The following is a 17,080-nucleotide window of genomic DNA, read 5'->3' as shown; positions in this document are numbered from 1 at the left end:
AATGGTCTATTTTATCGGAGCAGGACCGGGCGCGGTTGATTTGATAACAGTGAGGGGACAGGAGCTTTTGAAAAAAGCTGATGTTGTCATATATGCAGGGTCTTTGGTTAACCCGGAGCTCCTTAAGTGTACAAAGCCTGAGTGCAAGATTTACAACAGCGCTTCTATGACACTTGATGAAATTATAGATGTTTTCGTTAGAGAATATTCACCTGATAAGATACTGGTAAGGCTGCATACAGGCGATCCAAGTATTTATGGAGCAATCAAGGAGCAGATGAAGTTGTTGGACAAGCATAAAATTCCTTATAACGTTGTGCCCGGAGTCAGTTCATTTTGCGGTGCGGCAGCGGTGTTAAATGCTGAATATACACTGCCTGGTGTGAGTCAGACTGTTATTCTTTCAAGGATGGAGGGAAGAACGCCCGTACCTCCGGATGAGGATATAGAAAAGCTTGCATCTCATAAGGCTTCCATGGTTTTGTTCCTTACGACCTCAATGCTTGAGAAGCTTAGTGAGAAGCTTGTAAAAGGCGGATACAAATCCGATACGCCTGCTGCTATTGTCTATAAGGCTACATGGCCGGAGCAGAAGATTGTCCGTACCACAATTGCAGAGCTTCATAAAAGTGCAAAGGAAAACAATATTACCAAAACGGCCTTGATACTTGTAGGGGATTTTCTTTCTTGTGAGCACGAGCTTTCAAAGCTTTATGATGCAAGCTTTACCCATGAATTCAGGAAGGCGAAAGAACAATGAGGATAACCTTGATTTCCTTTACCCAAAAGAGCTCACTCTTATGTAAGCGCCTGGTTGATTATCTTAAAGAAGAGGGACATTCTATCGTTGCATATTCAAAGTATGGAGGCGGCGAGCTGCTTCAGATGGAAGACAATCTTAGCGCACTTACAGGAAAAGCCTTTGAGGACAGCAATTCAATAATATTTATTGGAGCTGCCGGTATAGCCGTAAGAGCAATTGCGCCATTCCTTAAAAATAAGGCATCCGACCCGGCGGTCATTGTGATAAATGAAACAGGAGAATATGTGATTCCCATATTGTCAGGGCATTTGGGCGGTGCAAACAGCCTGGCCCATAAATTGGCGTCTTTTTTGGGAGGAAGGGCAATTATTACTACTGCTACAGATATTAACGGCGTTTTTTCGGTTGATGTGTGGACAAAGGAAAACGGTCTTCATATTTTGAACATAGAAAACATAAAGCATATTTCTGCCGCATTGCTGAATGGTCAAAAAATTGGTTTTCGCTGTGATTTTCCGGTGGAAGGTGAATTACCGGAATTCTTTACAAAGGATACAACTGATTACGGAATATATATATATGATCACAAAAAGCAAAATGCGGACAAGCAGCCTTTTAAAAATACATTATTTTTGTGCCCTAAGCTATTTGCTGTGGGAGTGGGATGCCGGAAAGGAATTCCGGAAGAGATATTGGAAGAAGTATTTCTTGAAACACTGGCGGCAGAGAACATACCAAAGAATCTTGTTTACTGTGTTGCAACCATTGATATAAAAAAAGAAGAAGAGGCAATTATACGGCTTTGTGACAAATTCAGATACTGTCTTAAGCTTTATACCAATAAAGAGCTTATGGAGGCTAAAGGGAGCTTTTCATCATCGGGGTTTGTAAGGGCTGTTACAGGTGTGGATAATGTCTGTGAAAGAGCGGCCATACTGGCCAGCAATCATGGGAAATTGATAATGGGAAAAAGAGCTAGAGATGGAGTCACTGTTGCTATCGCAGAAAGGGCATGGAGGTGTAGCTTTTGAATATAATCATGGCTGGAGTTGATTATCGCAGCGCAAGCCTGGAATTAAGAGAAAAGGTTGGGTTCAACAAAAATCAAATAAGAGATATTCTAGCCAAAATAAATAAGGAGGCTTGTGTTTCCGGAGTGGTTTTGATTTCAACCTGCAACCGCACAGAGGCGTACATTTCATTAAGCCATTGCGAAGAAGCGGATCCGGTTGAAATATTCTGCAATGCTGCCAATCTTGATGATGATATGAAGAAGTGTTTTTATGTTAAAAAGGGTGAAGATTTGGCGGTTTATCTTTTTGAGCTTGCCTGTGGAATTCACTCAATGATATTTGGAGAAGACCAGATATTGACGCAGGTTAAAGAAGCAATGCTGATTGCTATTGATGAGGGAGCAAGCGATGCGGCATTGAACACACTTTTCAGGTACGCCATAACCTGTGCCAAAAAGGTAAAGACTCAGCTGGTGCTCAATGCCGTTTCGCCTTCGGTAGCCGGGCAGTCGGTACAACTGGTAAGTGAATATATTGAAAAAAAAGCAGGTTGCAAAGCGTTGGTTATCGGTAACGGAGTAGTTGGAAGAAAAGTTTGTGAGGAACTGATTGCAAAGGGATGTGAGGTCCACATAACTACCAGAACCCACAACAACAAAAGCATAATTGTTCCTACAGGCTGTAAAGTTATTCCGTATCACGACAGGGAGTCATTGATACCATATGTGGATATTTTAATAAGCGCAACATCAAGTCCCCATCAGACTGTTACTATCGATATGATTGACAGATGTGCAAATAAGCCCAAATACATTATTGATCTTGCAGTACCCAGGGACATAGACCCTGAGGTCGGGAAGATAAACGGTATACTGTACTACAATATTGACAGCCTTGGGGAAACCGCACGGAAGGACAATTCTAAGGAAATATCAGCCATGAAGAGTTTGATAGCAGAGCATATTGAGAATTTTAACAAATGGTATGCCCAAAGAAAACGACTTATGGCGGTAAAATAATAAAAATAAATGGGTGGGGTAGAGTCATGATTAGTATTATTGGCATAGGGCCGGGAGAGAAAGCACAGATAACACCGCTTGCGATAGAGGCACTAAAAAACAGCGAGGTAGTTGCCGGATACACTTTATATATAGATATAATCAAAGATTTGATTGAGGGCAAGGAAATAATAGCAACCCCCATGATGCAGGAGGTAGAAAGGTGCAGGATGGCTGCGCTGGCTGCAAAAGGAAACAAAAATGTAGCTATGGTTTCAAGCGGAGACGCAGGGATTTACGGGATGGCGGCCCTGATGATTGAAATATGTGAGGAGCTTGGAATCCGTGAAGAGATCAGGGTCATAGCAGGAATTACTGCAGCAAGCTCTGCGGCAGCGGTTCTTGGAGCACCTTTAACACACGATTTTGCGGTAATATCCTTAAGCAACCTTCTTACAAAATGGGAGGACATTGAAAAGAGATTGGATCTGGCCTCGCAGGCCGGGTTTGTAATAGTGATTTACAATCCATCCAGCAAAAAGAGAGCGGATTTTCTTAAAAAAGCCTGTGAAATCGTGATGAGAAATATAAGCGGGGATACAATGTGCGGATATGTAAGAAATATAGGGCGAGAGGGACAAACTCACAAGATATTGCCGCTTAAAGAATTAAAAGACGAGGTGGTGGACATGTTTACCACAGTAATAATCGGAAATTCCACTACCAGGGTCATAAACGGGAAACTGGTAACTCCTAGGGGATACAGAATATAATTTCTGCATTGGATTGAAGGTAGAATAAGATGAAAAAAGTGATTGTATTTGCAGGAACAAATGAAGGAAGAAAGTTAAGTACTTTTTTAGCCGAAAACGGTGTTGAGGTTACAGCAGCTGTAGCCACCGGATACGGTTCACTGGTGATGCCTGACATGCCTTTTTTGTCGGTAAAGGAGGGAAGGCTTTCCCTTGAAGAGATTACAGAACTTATAAAAAGCTATGACTATATTGTGGACGCAACACACCCTTATGCCAAAATCATTTCGGAGAATGTAAAGGAGGCTGCGAAAAGATGCGGCAAGGCTGTGATGAGGCTGGTAAGGCCTTCATTGGAATATGAAAATGTCCTAGAGTTTTCAAGCATAGAAGCAGCATGTGCCTATCTTAACGGTACAGAGGGAAATATTTTTGTGACAACCGGAAGTAAGGAGTTGCTGCCATATTCAAAAATCGAAAATTACAGAGAAAGAGTTTTTGTCAGAGTACTGCCAACGGCTGAGGCAATAAAGGCATGTTCGGATGCAGGCTTTAGCGCGACGAATATAATTTGCATGCAGGGACCCTTCAGTGAGAATATGAATTTGGCGACCATGGAACAAATCAATGCTAAGTTTTTGGTAACAAAGGAAACCGGGAAAAGCGGAGGCTTTCAGGAGAAGATTGATGCAGCAAGAAAGCTGGGGACAAAGGTTATATTGATAGGAAGGCCTTGTAAAGAAGAAGGCATGACGCTGGAGGAAATGTTTATATATTTTCAAAAGGAATTTGGAATTACGCAAGAAGAATCCTTGTCCCATTTTCCAATGTTTATTAGCCTGAAAAACAAAAAGGTTGTTGTCATCGGAGGGGGAAGGATTGCCACAAGAAGAGTCCAGGTTCTTATACGCTATGGCGCGGAGTTGGTTGTGATTGCTGCCTGCCAGTCGGAAAGTATAAAGCTTTTAGCCGGCGAAAACAAGCTTACACTAATTGAAAGAAATTACCTGCCGGGTGACCTGAATGGCGCTTTCATGGCAATTGCTGCAACGGACGACAGGGATGTGAATGAAAAGGTCTGCAATGACGCACGGAAAGAGGGGATTCCAGTAAATGTATGTGACAGAAAAGAGCTGTGCGATTTTTACTTCCCTGCTATATTTGAAAACGGGGAGGTTACAGGCGGACTGATTTCAAAGGACGGCAGCAACCATAAAGCGGCAAAGGAAACGGCTGCAAGAATAAGGGAATTCTTAAAGAACCGGAGGGAGCAAACATGAAAACAGTGAGAGTTGGCAGCAGGGACAGTGGACTTGCAGTCATACAGGCTCAGATGGTCATAGATGCCATAAAAAAATACGACAGTAATATAGAAGTTGAATTAGTCACCATGAAAACAACAGGGGACAGAATTTTAGACAAAACCTTTGATAAAATCGGTGGCAAGGGATTGTTTGTTAAGGAATTGGACGAAGCGCTGCGAAACGGAGGTGTGGATATAACTGTACACAGTTACAAGGATATGCCCATGGAAATTAATTCTGAATTACCCGTGGTGGCCTTGTCGGAACGGGAAGACGAGAGGGATGTTCTCATCCTTCCTGCAAATCAAGGTGATAAAAGCAAGCCGCTAGGGTGCTCCAGCAAAAGAAGGATGCTGCAGCTTAAAGCTCTTGGCTTTGACAATATCGAGCCACTCAGAGGGAATGTTATCACCAGGCTAAAAAAGCTGGATGACGGAGAATACTGTGGAATTATTCTGGCTGCCGCCGGGATTAAGAGGCTTGGACTGGAAAACAGGATCAGCAGGTATTTTACAACGGAAGAAATAATGCCTGCGGCCTGTCAGGGAATCATTGCCGTTCAGACCAGGAAAGGTGAAGATACACGCTATCTCGCTAATTTCCATAGTGAAAGGTCAAAAATAGTTTCCGATGCCGAACGTGCCTTTGTTGCCGCTTTGGATGGAGGCTGCTCATCGCCGGTTGCAGCTTATGCATATTTCGAAAACGATAAATTAGTGCTAAGAGGGCTCTATGTGAACGAAGAAAAAAATATAGCAATAAAAGGTATAGAGTATGGCAGGGCTGAAGATGCAGTCAAAATGGGTATTTCGCTTGCAAAGAGGCTCAAGGGGGAGGCGTGCTGACTTCATGAAAAAGGGCTTTGTGGTTTTGGTAGGGGCAGGTCCGGGCGACAGGGGGCTTTTAACCCTTAAAGGAATGGAATATATAAAAAATGCTGAGGTTGTTGTTTATGACAGGCTTGTTTCAGATGATATTCTGGAGCTGATACCGGACAATGCAAAAAAAATAGATGTGGGTAAGGAAAGCGGCAGGCATCCGGTGCCTCAGGAAGAAATCAACAGAATTCTTGTGGATGAAGCCTTAGCGGGAAAACTGGTAATAAGGTTAAAGGGTGGAGATCCCTTTGTATTCGGACGCGGCGGAGAAGAGCTGGAGCTTCTGGAGCTAAACGGGATTCCTTTCGAGGTGGTTCCGGGTATTACCTCAGCGATTTCTGCGCCTGCATTTGCAGGGATTCCCATAACCCACAGGGATTATTGCAGCAGCTTTCACGTCATAACGGGACATCAAAAGAAGGGCGAAGAGCTGTCGGTTAACTTCAAAGCACTTGTACAGTCAGGAGGCACATTAGTCTTTCTAATGGGGATTTCTTCTCTGCGACAAATACTTGATGGACTTTTGGCAGAAGGTATGGATAAGCATATGCCGGCTGCAATTATTGAAAATGGAACAAGAGCCGGTCAGAGAAAAATTCTGGGCACAATTGAAAACCTTTATGAAAAGGCTGTAGAGAAAAGCGTCAAATCTCCTGCCGTTATTGTGGTAGGAAAGGTTTGTGGTCTGAGTGACAGATTTGACTGGTTTTCAAAAAGAGAGCTCATGGGTGTGAAAATCATTGTAACAAGACCTAAGGACTCTGCCGGTACATTGACCGCCAAGCTTAAGGAACTGGGTGCAGATGTTATAGAATATCCATGCATTGAGATAAAGGAAATTGAAAATAACAGCCGGTTGGAAAGAGTAGTAAGCAACATCAAAGAGTACTCATGGATTGTTTTTACAAGTAAAAACGGAGTTAATATCCTGTTTGAATATTTGAAGAGGCAAAACAAGGACATTAGAATTCTGGCCGGTCAAAAATTTGCCGCAATCGGGAGTCAGACTGCTGAAACGCTTGCCGGCTACGGAATTATAGCAGACTACATACCTGAGATTTTTGACGGAAAGCATCTGGCGGAAGGGCTTTGTAAAATAGCGGGTGCTGATGAAAAAATACTTCTTTTGAGAGCTTTAAAGGGTAGTGCTGAAATAACGGCTGTTCTAAAAGAAAATGAAAGAGCATTTGAAGATGTTCCGGTATATGATACCTTATATGTCAATAAGGGAAGCCGGGACATAGAGGCTCTAATAAATGGTAATCCAGGCATTTATGTGACATTTACGAGCGCATCGACTGTTGAAGGCTTTGTCGGATCAATACAAGGAATTGACTTAGGCAAGATAACGGGAATATGTATTGGCAGCCAAACTTCAAAAGCTGCTGAAAAATATGGAATCAAGCACTATATATCGGATGAGGCAACCATTGATTCAATGATAAGTAAAATTACGGAGGTGCAATATGAACGCAATACGGCCACGAAGACTGAGAAATGATAAAAACATAAGGGATTTGGCAAGAGAAACAAGGATTTCATCCAAAGCATTAATACTTCCATTGTTCATAAAGGAAGGGAACGGAATTATCGAGCCCATAGAATCTTTAGAGGGACATAACTATTACAGCCCCGATACCGTACAGGCAGGGATAGAAGATATTCTTAATGCCAACGTTAAATCGGTTTTGCTTTTCGGTATTCCCGATAAAAAAGATGATGAAGGGAGCGGAGCTTATAGCGAAGACGGAGTCGTACAAAAAGCCGTAAGGAAAATCAAGGAAAGGTATCCGGAAATAACTGTAATAACAGATGTCTGTATGTGCGAATATACGGCAAACGGACACTGCGGCATAGTGAAGGACGGCAAGGTCATAAATGACCTGACGCTTCCCTACATTGCTAAAATCGCTCTTTCCCATGTTGAAGCCGGGGCTGATATTGTCGCTCCGTCAGACATGATGGACAACAGGGTTGCAGAAATAAGGAAAACCCTTGAGGGCAAAGGCTTTCATGATACTCCAATCATGTCGTATTCAGTAAAATATGCTTCGTCGTTTTACGGACCGTTCAGAGATGTGGCCAAATCTGCTCCAGCCTTTGGGGACAGAAAGACATACCAGATGGATTATCACAACAGGCGTGAAGCTTTAAAGGAAGCCATGCTGGATATTCAGGAGGGTGCGGATATTTTGATGGTAAAGCCGGCCATGGCTTATCTTGACATTATAAGAGAGCTTAAGGATAAAACACAAAACCCCATTTGCGCATACAGCGTAAGCGGTGAGTACGCAATGATAAAAAGCGCTGCCAAGTTGGGCCTTGTTAATGAATATGCTGTTATGTGCGAAAGTGCCGTCAGTATGTTCAGAGCAGGTGCGGACATGCTTATAACGTACTATGCAAAGGAATTATCAAAAGCAATTGAGAAGGGAGATATCGGATGATGAGCAGCAGTTTGATTGACAGAGCCAGGAGTGTAATGCCGGGCGGGGTGAATAGTCCTGTGAGATCTTACAGGGCAGTTGGAGGAGAACCTGTTTTTATAAAAAGAGCGAACGGCTCCAAAATTTATGATGTAGAGGATAGAGAATATATTGATTATGTCTGTTCATGGGGGCCCATGATTCTGGGACATAACAATAAAAAGATAGCAGAAAGCGTCAAAAAGGCTGTCGATTACGGGTTGAGCTTTGGCGCACCGACGGAGAAAGAAGTAATAATGGCTGAGCTTATTACTTCCATGGTTCCGGGAATTGATATGATAAGGATGGTAAACAGCGGAACAGAAGCTGTCATGAGTGCCTTACGGCTTGCCCGTGCCTTTACTGAAAAAAGTAAAATAATAAAATTTGATGGCTGCTACCATGGACACTGCGACAGTATGCTAGTTAAGGCGGGATCGGGGGCTTTGACTCTTTCACATCCCGACAGTCTTGGTGTAACTGGTGAATTTGCAAGAAATACTCTGATTGCAGATTATAATGATATAGAGAGTGTGAGACGACTCTTTGCAGAAAACAAGGGAGAAATTGCTGCTGTCATCCTTGAACCTGTGGCGGCCAATATGGGTGTAGTTCCTCCACGGGATAATTTTCTTGCCGGACTCAGAGCTCTATGTGATGAAAACGGAGCGCTTCTGATTTTTGATGAGGTCATTACAGGATTTAGGCTTTGCCCGGGAGGAGCACAGGAATATTTTGATGTCAGAGCGGATATTGTCACCTTCGGCAAAATTATCGGAGGAGGTATGCCTGTTGGGGCATATGGGGGAAGAAAAGAGATTATGGAGCTTGTATCACCCCTTGGGGGAGTTTATCAGGCGGGTACCCTTTCTGGAAATCCCATAGCGATGGCAGCAGGAATAGCACAGTTGACGGAACTTAAGGAAAACAAGGATATATATTTGCGAATAGACAGAATGGCAGAGTCACTGGAAAAAGGATTTAAGAGGATGGCAAAAGAGCTGGAGCTGACTCTCACTGTGAACAGGGTCGGATCCCTGTTATGCGTATTTTTTACAAAGGAAGCTGTAACTGATTTTAAAACTGCTAAAAGCAGCAATACAAAGCTTTATGCAAAATTTTTCAAGCATATGTTGGATAACGGTATACATATGGCGCCTGCACAATTTGAAGCCATGTTTGTGAGTGATGCGCATACAGAGGAAGACATAGAAAAAACATTGGAAAAAGCAGAAAAATCCTTGAGAGAAATGAAAAACGGAGGAGATTTTGCATGAGAGGAATACTGATACTGGCCCATGGAAGCAGGGAGAAGTCAACAGAGCAGACTTTACAGCAGGTTGTAAATTATCTTGGAGAAATATTCAGTGAGGAAATTATTGAAACTGCATACCTGCAGTTTTCAAACATGGATCTTCATACCGGGCTTGAAAAGCTGAGAGCAAAAGGTGTTGATAACATAATTGTCATACCTTATTTCCTGTTTGAAGGTGTACACATAAAAGAAGATATTCCGAAGGAAATTGACAAATACCTTAAAGAAAATAAGGATGTAAAAATTACAATGGGAAAGACGCTGGGAGCGGATAAAAGATTGGCGGAAATATTAGCCGACAGGATAAGGGATGCATTATGAAAAAGCAAATATTCATAATCGGATGCGGCCCCGGGGCGCCGGAGGAAATCACAGGACATGGTGCGAAGCTGCTGGAAATCTGCCATGAGGTCTATGCATTTGACAGAATCGGAGATTTGTACAAAGACTTCAAAGAGGGTATTATTAAATGTTCATATCAGGACATCGAAGAGAAAATAAGAAGCTCAAAAGCTCAAAAAATGGCTGTTCTTGTTTCCGGAGATGTGGGATTTTTCAGTATGGCAAAAAGGCTGGATGAAAAATTCAGAATTGATTTTGATGTGTTCTTTACATGCGGAATCAGCAGTCTTCAATATCTTTGCAGTAAAATCAAGCTAAGCTATGAGGATGTCAGAGCTGTGAGCCTCCATGGAAGAGAAGGTAATCTTCCGGGGAGTATCGCATATAACCGGTACACTTTTGTTCTGACCGGCGGGGCTAACAACGCTTCGAAAATATTAAAGGATCTTAAGCAAAATGGCTTGTCAGGGATAAAAGTTACAGCCGGGGAGCTGCTTTCAATGCCGGGTGAAAGAATTTTATGCGGAACGGTGGAGGAGCTTTCTGAGATTTCCTTTGACAGCCTTACGGTTCTTTTGTTTGAGAATGAGAATTGTGTAAACAGGGATATGCCCCTTTTTGACAAGGAGCTTTCAAGGAATGAAACTCCAATGACGAAGCAGGAAGTGCGCTGGGTTGCAGTAAACATGATGAAGATAGAAGCACGGGATGTTTTGTTTGACATAGGGGCGGGCAGCGGCTCGGTAGCTATAGAAATGGCTAGAAAAGCCCACGAAGGATTGGTTTTCGCTATAGAGAAAAAAGACAATGCATTTGAGCTTCTCTGTAAAAACAAGTCCGATCTCGGCGCGTTAAATGTAATACCCGTCTTTGGAGAGGCATTGGAGGAAATAAGGAAGCTGCCTGTCCCGGACAAGGTGTTTATCGGAGGAAGCGGAGGCAATCTGGATAAATTGGTTAAAAGCCTGTATAGGGCAAATGAAGATGTAAAAATTTTGATTACGGCAATAACCCTTGAGACTTTAACTGAGGCCCTTGAGGCATTCAAAGAGATAAATTTTGAAACAGATATTGTTTGTCTGAATTGTTCAAAAAGCAAAAAGGCCGGAAGCTACAATATGATGATAGCAAACAATCCTATTTACATAATCTATGGTGAAAAGAATGATAAATAAAAAAATCAACAGAATCATGATAGCTGGAACAAACAGCGGCTGCGGAAAAACAACAGTGACCTGTGCAATACTAAAAGCGTTAAAGAACAGAGGGCTCAAGGTAGCTGCCTTTAAATGCGGCCCTGACTATATTGACCCTATGTTTCACAGCGAAATAATTGAGACAAACTCAAGGAATATTGATTTATTTTTATGCGGAGAAAGGCAGGCAAGATACCTTTTTGCCAAAAACAGCGAGAATACTGATGTTTCGGTCGTGGAAGGCGTTATGGGCTTTTACGATGGGGTGGGTGGAAATACCGGTGAAAACTCTTCATGGGATATATCAAACAAGCTTGGAATTCCTGCAGTTTTGGTAGTTAACTGCAAGGGAGCTTCGGTCTCCGTTGCCGCTATGATAAAGGGTTATCTGGATTTTGATAAAAACAGGATTGAAGCTGTAGTTTTAAATAATGTTTCAAAGCACATGTATAAAATGTACAAAGAAACTATTGAAAACCGTCTTGGAATAAGAGTGGCAGGTTATATGCCTTTTGAACCCGAGGCAGTCATTGGGAGCCGTCATTTGGGGCTGGTTACCGCAAAAGAAATAGGTTCGCTGAAGCAAAAGACGGAATTACTTGCTGCTATAGCAGAAGAGACTATAGATTTGGACCTGCTTCTTGATATTGCAAATAATGCGGAACATTTTGACTATGAGAAAATTGAAGTTGAGCAAATATCAGATGTAAGAATTGCAGTTGCTAAGGACAGGGCATTTTGCTTTTATTATCAGGACAGCCTTGAGCTTCTCGAAAAAATGGGTGCAAAGCTGATATATTTTTCACCTACTGAGGACATTAGGCTGACGGAGGATGTTGACGGCTTGATATTAGGAGGCGGATATCCGGAGCTTTATCTTGAAAAGCTCAGCAAAAATGCCGGAATGATAAACAGCATAAGAGCTGCATGGCGTGAGGGAATGCCGATTTATGCCGAATGCGGCGGCTTTATGTACCTGGGAAAAAGTATTAATTCCTATGCAATGACCCACATAATTGAACCGAGCTTTGAGATGACGGAGAAACTTCAGAATTTCGGGTATGTTACATTGACTGCAAAGGACAACACCATGCTTTTGGAGCATGGAGAGTCCGCCACTGCCCACGAATTTCATTATTCTAAAAATGATTCTGATTCCGGTAGCCTTACAGCCAGAAAAGCAAGCGGGAAAACGTGGGAAACCGGATATTGCAAGGAGAACGTATTCGCTCTTTACCCTCACATTCATTTTTGGGGGAACATTCAAATGGCAGCCAGATTTATTAAAAAATGTGAGGAGTACAAAAAATGAGATATCTGTTTGTTATTGGTATTGCTTTCATACTTGATTTGATATTCGGAGATCCATACTGGCTACTTCATCCCGTGTGTATAATTGGAAAGGCAATCAGTGCTTTGGAGAAAATGTTAAGAAAAATCGTAAAAAACGAGCTTTTTGCAGGGACAGTTCTCGTGCTGGTTATATCGGGATTAGCTTTTTTTGTTCCATTTTTGATACTGTATCTGGCAAATACTTTGAATTACTATCTGGCTATGGGGATTGAAATTTACTTCTGCTACCAGATTTTTGCCGTAAAATCCCTGAAAAAAGAGAGTATGAAGGTTTATTACCCTCTCAAGGAAGGCAATTATCCGGAAGCTAGAAAATACTTATCCTACATTGTCGGAAGGGATACGCAGAATTTGGATGCTAAGGGTATCACAAAAGCCACAGTCGAAACGATAGCCGAGAACACCACTGACGGTGTCGTAGCTCCGCTTTTTTATATGGCAATAGGAGGCGCGCCCCTTGCTTTTTTATACAAGGCGATTAACACAATGGACTCCATGATAGGCTACAGAAATGAAAAGTATGAAAAATTCGGAAAGGTTGCTGCAAGGCTTGATGACATTGCAAACTTCATACCGGCAAGGATAACTGCACTGCTTATGATTGCGGCAAGCGCATTGAACGGCCTGGACTATAAAAATGCTTTTAGAATGTTTCTAAGAGATAGGAAAAACCATAAAAGCCCAAATTCTGCACAAACCGAGTCGGTATGCGCCGGAGCTTTGAATGTACAGCTGGCGGGCAATGCCTATTATTTCGGACAGCTTGTCCATAAGCCGACTATTGGTGATAATAATCGGGAAATTGTAGCTCAGGATATAGTTCTCACAAACAAATTGATGTATACGACTTCTGTTTTAGCAGTGATTGCTGCCATGATTGTAAGGGGGTGTATCTGGTGGATGATATAGCAATGCACGGCGGCGATATCTATTCATATATGGAGATGAATGGAGCAAAACCGCTTGATTATTCGGCTAATATAAACCCTCTGGGTTTGCCTGACAATGTTAAAAAGGCGTTGGCTCAGAGTATTGAAAGCTATAGTGCCTATCCGGATACTAATTGCCGTAAGCTGAAGGAAGCTGTAAGTGCCTATGAAAAATTTGAAGCGGACTGCATACTGTTCGGAAACGGCGCGGCAGATATAATCTACAGAATATGCTATGCCTTAAGACCGAAGACTGCTCTCCTCACAGCGCCAACCTTTTCCGAATACGGACAGGCCCTTGAGAACACCGGCTGTAAAATCGAGTATTTTGGATTAAGCCCTGAATATGGCTTTACTGTGGGAACCGGCATATTGGAGCAAGTGTCAGGTAAGGATATTGTTTTCATTTGTAACCCAAACAACCCGACGGGAAATTTGGCAGACAGGAGCTTAATATACAAGCTTGCAGAAAAATGCCGAAAGGAAAACTGTATTTTGGTCATTGACGAATGCTTCATGGATTTTGTCGCTGAAAAGAAGAGCTATAGCTTTATAGAGTATCTTGAGGATTTTGACAATGTGATAATTGTAAAGGCTTTTACGAAAATATTCGCGATGGCGGGGCTCAGGCTCGGGTATTGCTTATGCAGCAATAAAGAAATACTGTTGAAGATTGAAAAAGCCGGGCAGCCGTGGAGCGTGTCGACACCTGCTCAAGTAGCAGGGATCGCCGCAATTGGAGATAAGGATTATCTAATAAGGACTGCCAGGATCATAGATGAAGAAAGAGGCTATTTGTCAAAAAACTTAAGCAGCTTTGGCTTCACGGTTTTTGAAAGCCATACTAACTTTATTTTATTTAAAGCAGAACAGACGGATTTGTATGACAGGCTTTATAAAAAGGGCGTACTGATAAGGAAATGCGCCAACTTCAAAGGACTTGACGATACATATTACAGAATAGCTGTCAGATGCCGTGAAGACAATGAAAAGCTGATTAATGCAATAAGCGAGGTAATAAAAAATGGCTAAGGCAATCATGATACAGGGGACAACTTCTAATGCAGGCAAAAGCCTTATAACTGCAGGACTTTGCAGGATTTTTTCACAGGACGGCTATAGGGTGGCGCCTTTCAAGTCACAGAATATGGCACTGAATTCCTATATAACTGAGGACGGGCTTGAAATGGGCAGAGCTCAGGTTGTACAGGCCGAAGCCGCATATAAGAAGCCGGATGTCAGGATGAATCCCATCCTCTTGAAGCCCACAAGCGACAAAGGTTCACAGGTCATTGTCAATGGCGAGGTTGTGGGCAATATGAAAGCTATGGATTACTATAAAAACAAAACAAGATATATACCGGAAATTATGAAAAGCTATAGCTCCCTTGCCGCTGAAAATGACATTATAGTGATTGAAGGTGCAGGGAGCCCGGCAGAAATAAACTTAAAAGAAAATGACATAGTCAATATGGGCATGGCAAAGATGGCAAATTCCCCTGTGCTGATTGTTGGAGATATTGACAGAGGCGGTGTGTTTGCTTCACTTTACGGAACTTACATGCTACTGAATGAAACTGAAAAGAAGTATATTAAAGGGAACATCATCAATAAGTTCAGAGGCGATATCAAGATCCTGGAGCCGGGGCTTAAAATGCTGGAAGACCTTATACCTGTTCCAACAGTCGGTGTAGTTCCATACATGACTATGAGAATAGATGATGAGGACAGCCTTTCTGAAGTATTTGAAAATAGCAGTGTGTTGGTGGACATTGATATTGCTGTCATAAAACTTCCCCGAATCTCAAATTTTACGGACTTTAATGCTTTTGAATTGATTTTGGGAGCCAAGGTTAGATATATTTCGAGTGCAAAGGAATTTAAGTGTCCGGATTTGCTGATTCTACCGGGAACAAAAAATACAATTGACGATTTAAAATGGATGAGAGAGTGCGGTATTGAGGCTGAAATATTAAAATATGCAAGCAGGGGGAATCCTGTATTCGGTATTTGCGGCGGATATCAGATGCTCTGCAAAAGCCTTAAGGACCCTTACAATGTGGAAGGCGGCGGCGAAATAAAGGGCTTGGGACTCATTGATGCCCATACCGTATTTGAAAAGGAAAAGACAAGAACCAGAGTAAGCGGCATTTTTAAATGCGCTGGTGGTATTTTTTCAGAGCTCAATGGAAAAAGCTTCGAGGGCTATGAAATACATATGGGTATAACAAAGGCTGAAGGCTTTTTGTCGATGCTGAAAAGCATGGACGGCGGTGAGAAAACCGACGGGCTTTGCCAGGGGAATGTTTATGGCAGCTATGTCCATGGAATTTTTGACAGCGAAGAGGTTTTAAAGACCATTATAAAAGCTTTGTACAACAAAAAAGGTCTTGAATACAATGAAACCTTAAGCTGTGACGTTAAAGCGCATAAAGAGCGGGAATATGACAAATTGGCAGATGAGCTCCGCAAATCTCTCGATATGAAGTATATTTATAAAATTATTGATGAAGGTGTTACTCTATGAACGGGTTGATTCATATTTATTGCGGCGACGGGAAAGGGAAAACGACAGCAGCGTTGGGACTTGCATTGCGTGCCTGCGGCAGCGGCTATAAGGTAATTCTGGCTCAGTTTTTAAAGTCATGGAATACAAGTGAATTGAACATTTTGGATAAAGTGGAAAATGTATTAATTTTAAGAAGTAAAAAACCGGGCAAATTTACTTGGCAATTAAACGATGAGGAGAAAGCGGCACTTAAAATAGAAAATAACAGAATCTTTGAAAAAGCTATTGAAGTTATATCATGTGATAAAAAAATCCTTATCATATTCGACGAGCTTATTGGAGCAATAGAAAAAAACCTTATTGACAAAGAAGCAGTAGTGGACTTTCTGAAGACCAAACCGCTCCATGCCGAAGTAGTTCTTACAGGGAGAAATCCTGATGGGGAATTGCTTGGTTTGGCCGATTATATCTCTGAAATTAAAAAAATCAGGCATCCATTTGATAGTGGTGTTAAAGCACGAGAGGGGATTGAATATTGATGAAATTGTATAGACCCGATGAAATTGAAAAGAGAAGCTTTGAAATAATAACTCAGGAAATTGGAGATATTGAACTGGACGCGAAGGTTGCGCCTATTGTTAAGAGAGTAATTCATACTACTGCGGATTTTGATTATCTTCATAATCTTTGCTTTTCCGAAAATGTAATAAATATTGCGCTTGAAGCCATTAAGAAAGGGGTTGACATTGTAACAGACACCAAAATGGCTTTATCCGGTATCAACAAGGCTGCTTTGGCAAAAGCCGGCGGCAAGGCATATTGCTATATGGCAGATGAAGATGTTGCAAGAAAGGCGAAAGAGCAAAATTCAACCCGTGCGAGTGTATCTATGGAAAAGGCGGCAGAATTGGACAAGCCTCTTATTTTTGCTATAGGCAATGCGCCCACAGCCCTTATCAAGCTGGATGAATTGATAAAAAGCAATAAAATAAAACCTGTTTTAATTATTGGTGTACCAGTAGGCTTTGTGAATGTCGTCGAGTCAAAGGAGCTTATTATGAAAAGCGGTGTTCCTTATATCGTTGCAAGAGGGCGAAAAGGCGGCAGTAATGTGGCGGCGGCAATTGTAAATGCTCTCTTGTATATGGCATATCCACGTGAAAGCTAAAGTGTTAGGAGGAACTATGCAATGAAATAGACAAAACAGCTATTATTGGTGCATCAAAAGAAAGAACTAATTAAAAATCTATTAGTAAATATTGA

The 17,080-nt window shown here is 42.0% G+C and carries 17 protein-coding genes; all 17 read left to right on the top strand.

Annotation, left to right across the window (positions count from 1 at the left end; translation table 11 throughout):
• Position 1 precedes the first annotated feature (1 nt).
• Genes cobM through EHE19_RS16025 form a run of 17 tightly spaced genes read left to right on the top strand, consistent with a single transcriptional unit; the run spans position 2 to position 16,985 of the window.
• Positions 2-760, top strand: coding sequence for a precorrin-4 C(11)-methyltransferase (gene cobM, locus EHE19_RS16105; RefSeq protein WP_014256591.1), 759 nt, complete (start codon positions 2-4; stop codon positions 758-760).
• On the top strand, positions 757-1,794 hold the full coding sequence (locus EHE19_RS16100; protein ID WP_024832151.1) for a cobalt-precorrin 5A hydrolase: 1,038 nt from the start codon (positions 757-759) through the stop codon (positions 1,792-1,794). The genes cobM and EHE19_RS16100 overlap by 4 nt, the downstream gene beginning before the upstream one ends.
• On the top strand, positions 1,791-2,795 hold the full coding sequence (gene hemA, locus EHE19_RS16095) for a glutamyl-tRNA reductase (RefSeq protein WP_137698967.1): 1,005 nt from the start codon (positions 1,791-1,793) through the stop codon (positions 2,793-2,795). The genes EHE19_RS16100 and hemA overlap by 4 nt, the downstream gene beginning before the upstream one ends.
• 26 nt (positions 2,796-2,821) lie before the next feature.
• Positions 2,822-3,547 (top strand): precorrin-3B C(17)-methyltransferase, encoded by a 726-nt coding sequence (gene cobJ, locus EHE19_RS16090; RefSeq protein ID WP_014256588.1) that lies wholly within the window; start codon positions 2,822-2,824, stop codon positions 3,545-3,547.
• Positions 3,548-3,576: 29 nt separating this feature from the next.
• Entirely contained in the window at positions 3,577-4,806 is a 1,230-nt protein-coding gene (gene cobK / locus EHE19_RS16085; RefSeq protein WP_024832149.1) for a precorrin-6A reductase, read from the top strand.
• A complete protein-coding gene (hemC, locus tag EHE19_RS16080) occupies positions 4,803-5,675 on the top strand; it encodes a hydroxymethylbilane synthase (protein WP_137698966.1) in 873 nt (290 codons plus the stop codon). The genes cobK and hemC overlap by 4 nt, the downstream gene beginning before the upstream one ends.
• Positions 5,676-5,679: 4 nt before the next feature.
• Entirely contained in the window at positions 5,680-7,209 is a 1,530-nt protein-coding gene (cobA, locus tag EHE19_RS16075; protein ID WP_137698965.1) for a uroporphyrinogen-III C-methyltransferase, read from the top strand.
• The gene (gene hemB, locus EHE19_RS16070; RefSeq protein WP_014256584.1) at positions 7,175-8,155 is read left to right on the top strand and encodes a porphobilinogen synthase; all 981 of its coding nucleotides are present in this window, start codon (positions 7,175-7,177) and stop codon (positions 8,153-8,155) included. The genes cobA and hemB overlap by 35 nt, the downstream gene beginning before the upstream one ends.
• Positions 8,152-9,450: a glutamate-1-semialdehyde 2,1-aminomutase gene (gene hemL, locus EHE19_RS16065; RefSeq protein WP_014256583.1), complete on the top strand. Its 1,299-nt coding sequence runs from the start codon at positions 8,152-8,154 to the stop codon at positions 9,448-9,450. The genes hemB and hemL overlap by 4 nt, the downstream gene beginning before the upstream one ends.
• Positions 9,447-9,809 (top strand): sirohydrochlorin chelatase, encoded by a 363-nt coding sequence (locus EHE19_RS16060; protein WP_137698964.1) that lies wholly within the window; start codon positions 9,447-9,449, stop codon positions 9,807-9,809. The genes hemL and EHE19_RS16060 overlap by 4 nt, the downstream gene beginning before the upstream one ends.
• Positions 9,806-11,005 (top strand): bifunctional cobalt-precorrin-7 (C(5))-methyltransferase/cobalt-precorrin-6B (C(15))-methyltransferase, encoded by a 1,200-nt coding sequence (locus EHE19_RS16055; protein ID WP_024832145.1) that lies wholly within the window; start codon positions 9,806-9,808, stop codon positions 11,003-11,005. The genes EHE19_RS16060 and EHE19_RS16055 overlap by 4 nt, the downstream gene beginning before the upstream one ends.
• Positions 10,995-12,338 carry a cobyrinic acid a,c-diamide synthase CobB gene (locus EHE19_RS16050; RefSeq protein ID WP_137698963.1) on the top strand — a complete coding sequence of 448 codons (1,344 nt, stop codon included), beginning with the start codon at positions 10,995-10,997 and terminating at the stop codon, positions 12,336-12,338. Before EHE19_RS16055 ends, EHE19_RS16050 begins: the two co-directional genes overlap by 11 nt.
• Positions 12,335-13,288: an adenosylcobinamide-phosphate synthase CbiB gene (cbiB, locus tag EHE19_RS16045; protein WP_014256579.1), complete on the top strand. Its 954-nt coding sequence runs from the start codon at positions 12,335-12,337 to the stop codon at positions 13,286-13,288. Before EHE19_RS16050 ends, cbiB begins: the two co-directional genes overlap by 4 nt.
• Positions 13,276-14,340, top strand: a complete 1,065-nt coding sequence (gene cobD / locus EHE19_RS16040) for a threonine-phosphate decarboxylase CobD (protein ID WP_137698962.1) — start codon at positions 13,276-13,278, stop codon at positions 14,338-14,340. Before cbiB ends, cobD begins: the two co-directional genes overlap by 13 nt.
• Positions 14,333-15,835: a cobyric acid synthase gene (locus EHE19_RS16035; protein ID WP_024832141.1), complete on the top strand. Its 1,503-nt coding sequence runs from the start codon at positions 14,333-14,335 to the stop codon at positions 15,833-15,835. Before cobD ends, EHE19_RS16035 begins: the two co-directional genes overlap by 8 nt.
• Entirely contained in the window at positions 15,832-16,356 is a 525-nt protein-coding gene (locus EHE19_RS16030) for a cob(I)yrinic acid a,c-diamide adenosyltransferase (protein WP_014256576.1), read from the top strand. The genes EHE19_RS16035 and EHE19_RS16030 overlap by 4 nt, the downstream gene beginning before the upstream one ends.
• Positions 16,356-16,985, top strand: coding sequence for a precorrin-8X methylmutase (locus EHE19_RS16025; RefSeq protein WP_014256575.1), 630 nt, complete (start codon positions 16,356-16,358; stop codon positions 16,983-16,985). Before EHE19_RS16030 ends, EHE19_RS16025 begins: the two co-directional genes overlap by 1 nt.
• The last annotated feature ends 95 nt before the right edge of the window (positions 16,986-17,080 follow it).

This window comes from Ruminiclostridium herbifermentans (assembly GCF_005473905.2).
GTDB classification, from domain to species: Bacteria; Bacillota; Clostridia; order Acetivibrionales; family DSM-1351; genus Ruminiclostridium; species Ruminiclostridium herbifermentans.
This window is presented reverse-complemented; position numbering and strand designations above follow the sequence as displayed.

What these genes read in the sequence shown, in the direction of transcription:
- EHE19_RS16055 (WP_024832145.1), top strand. Translation starts at nt 9,806, where the DNA reads ATGAAAAAGCAAATATTCATAATCGGATGCGGCCCCGGGGCGCCGGAG.
- hemC (WP_137698966.1), top strand. Translation starts at nt 4,803, where the DNA reads ATGAAAACAGTGAGAGTTGGCAGCAGGGACAGTGGACTTGCAGTCATA.
- cobK (WP_024832149.1), top strand. Translation starts at nt 3,577, where the DNA reads ATGAAAAAAGTGATTGTATTTGCAGGAACAAATGAAGGAAGAAAGTTA.
- cobJ (WP_014256588.1), top strand. Translation starts at nt 2,822, where the DNA reads ATGATTAGTATTATTGGCATAGGGCCGGGAGAGAAAGCACAGATAACA.
- EHE19_RS16050 (WP_137698963.1), top strand. Translation starts at nt 10,995, where the DNA reads ATGATAAATAAAAAAATCAACAGAATCATGATAGCTGGAACAAACAGC.
- hemB (WP_014256584.1), top strand. Translation starts at nt 7,175, where the DNA reads ATGAACGCAATACGGCCACGAAGACTGAGAAATGATAAAAACATAAGG.
- EHE19_RS16100 (WP_024832151.1), top strand. Translation starts at nt 757, where the DNA reads ATGAGGATAACCTTGATTTCCTTTACCCAAAAGAGCTCACTCTTATGT.
- cobM (WP_014256591.1), top strand. Translation starts at nt 2, where the DNA reads ATGGTCTATTTTATCGGAGCAGGACCGGGCGCGGTTGATTTGATAACA.
- EHE19_RS16025 (WP_014256575.1), top strand. Translation starts at nt 16,356, where the DNA reads ATGAAATTGTATAGACCCGATGAAATTGAAAAGAGAAGCTTTGAAATA.
- EHE19_RS16035 (WP_024832141.1), top strand. Translation starts at nt 14,333, where the DNA reads ATGGCTAAGGCAATCATGATACAGGGGACAACTTCTAATGCAGGCAAA.
- cbiB (WP_014256579.1), top strand. Translation starts at nt 12,335, where the DNA reads ATGAGATATCTGTTTGTTATTGGTATTGCTTTCATACTTGATTTGATA.
- hemL (WP_014256583.1), top strand. Translation starts at nt 8,152, where the DNA reads ATGATGAGCAGCAGTTTGATTGACAGAGCCAGGAGTGTAATGCCGGGC.
- cobA (WP_137698965.1), top strand. Translation starts at nt 5,680, where the DNA reads ATGAAAAAGGGCTTTGTGGTTTTGGTAGGGGCAGGTCCGGGCGACAGG.
- EHE19_RS16030 (WP_014256576.1), top strand. Translation starts at nt 15,832, where the DNA reads ATGAACGGGTTGATTCATATTTATTGCGGCGACGGGAAAGGGAAAACG.
- EHE19_RS16060 (WP_137698964.1), top strand. Translation starts at nt 9,447, where the DNA reads ATGAGAGGAATACTGATACTGGCCCATGGAAGCAGGGAGAAGTCAACA.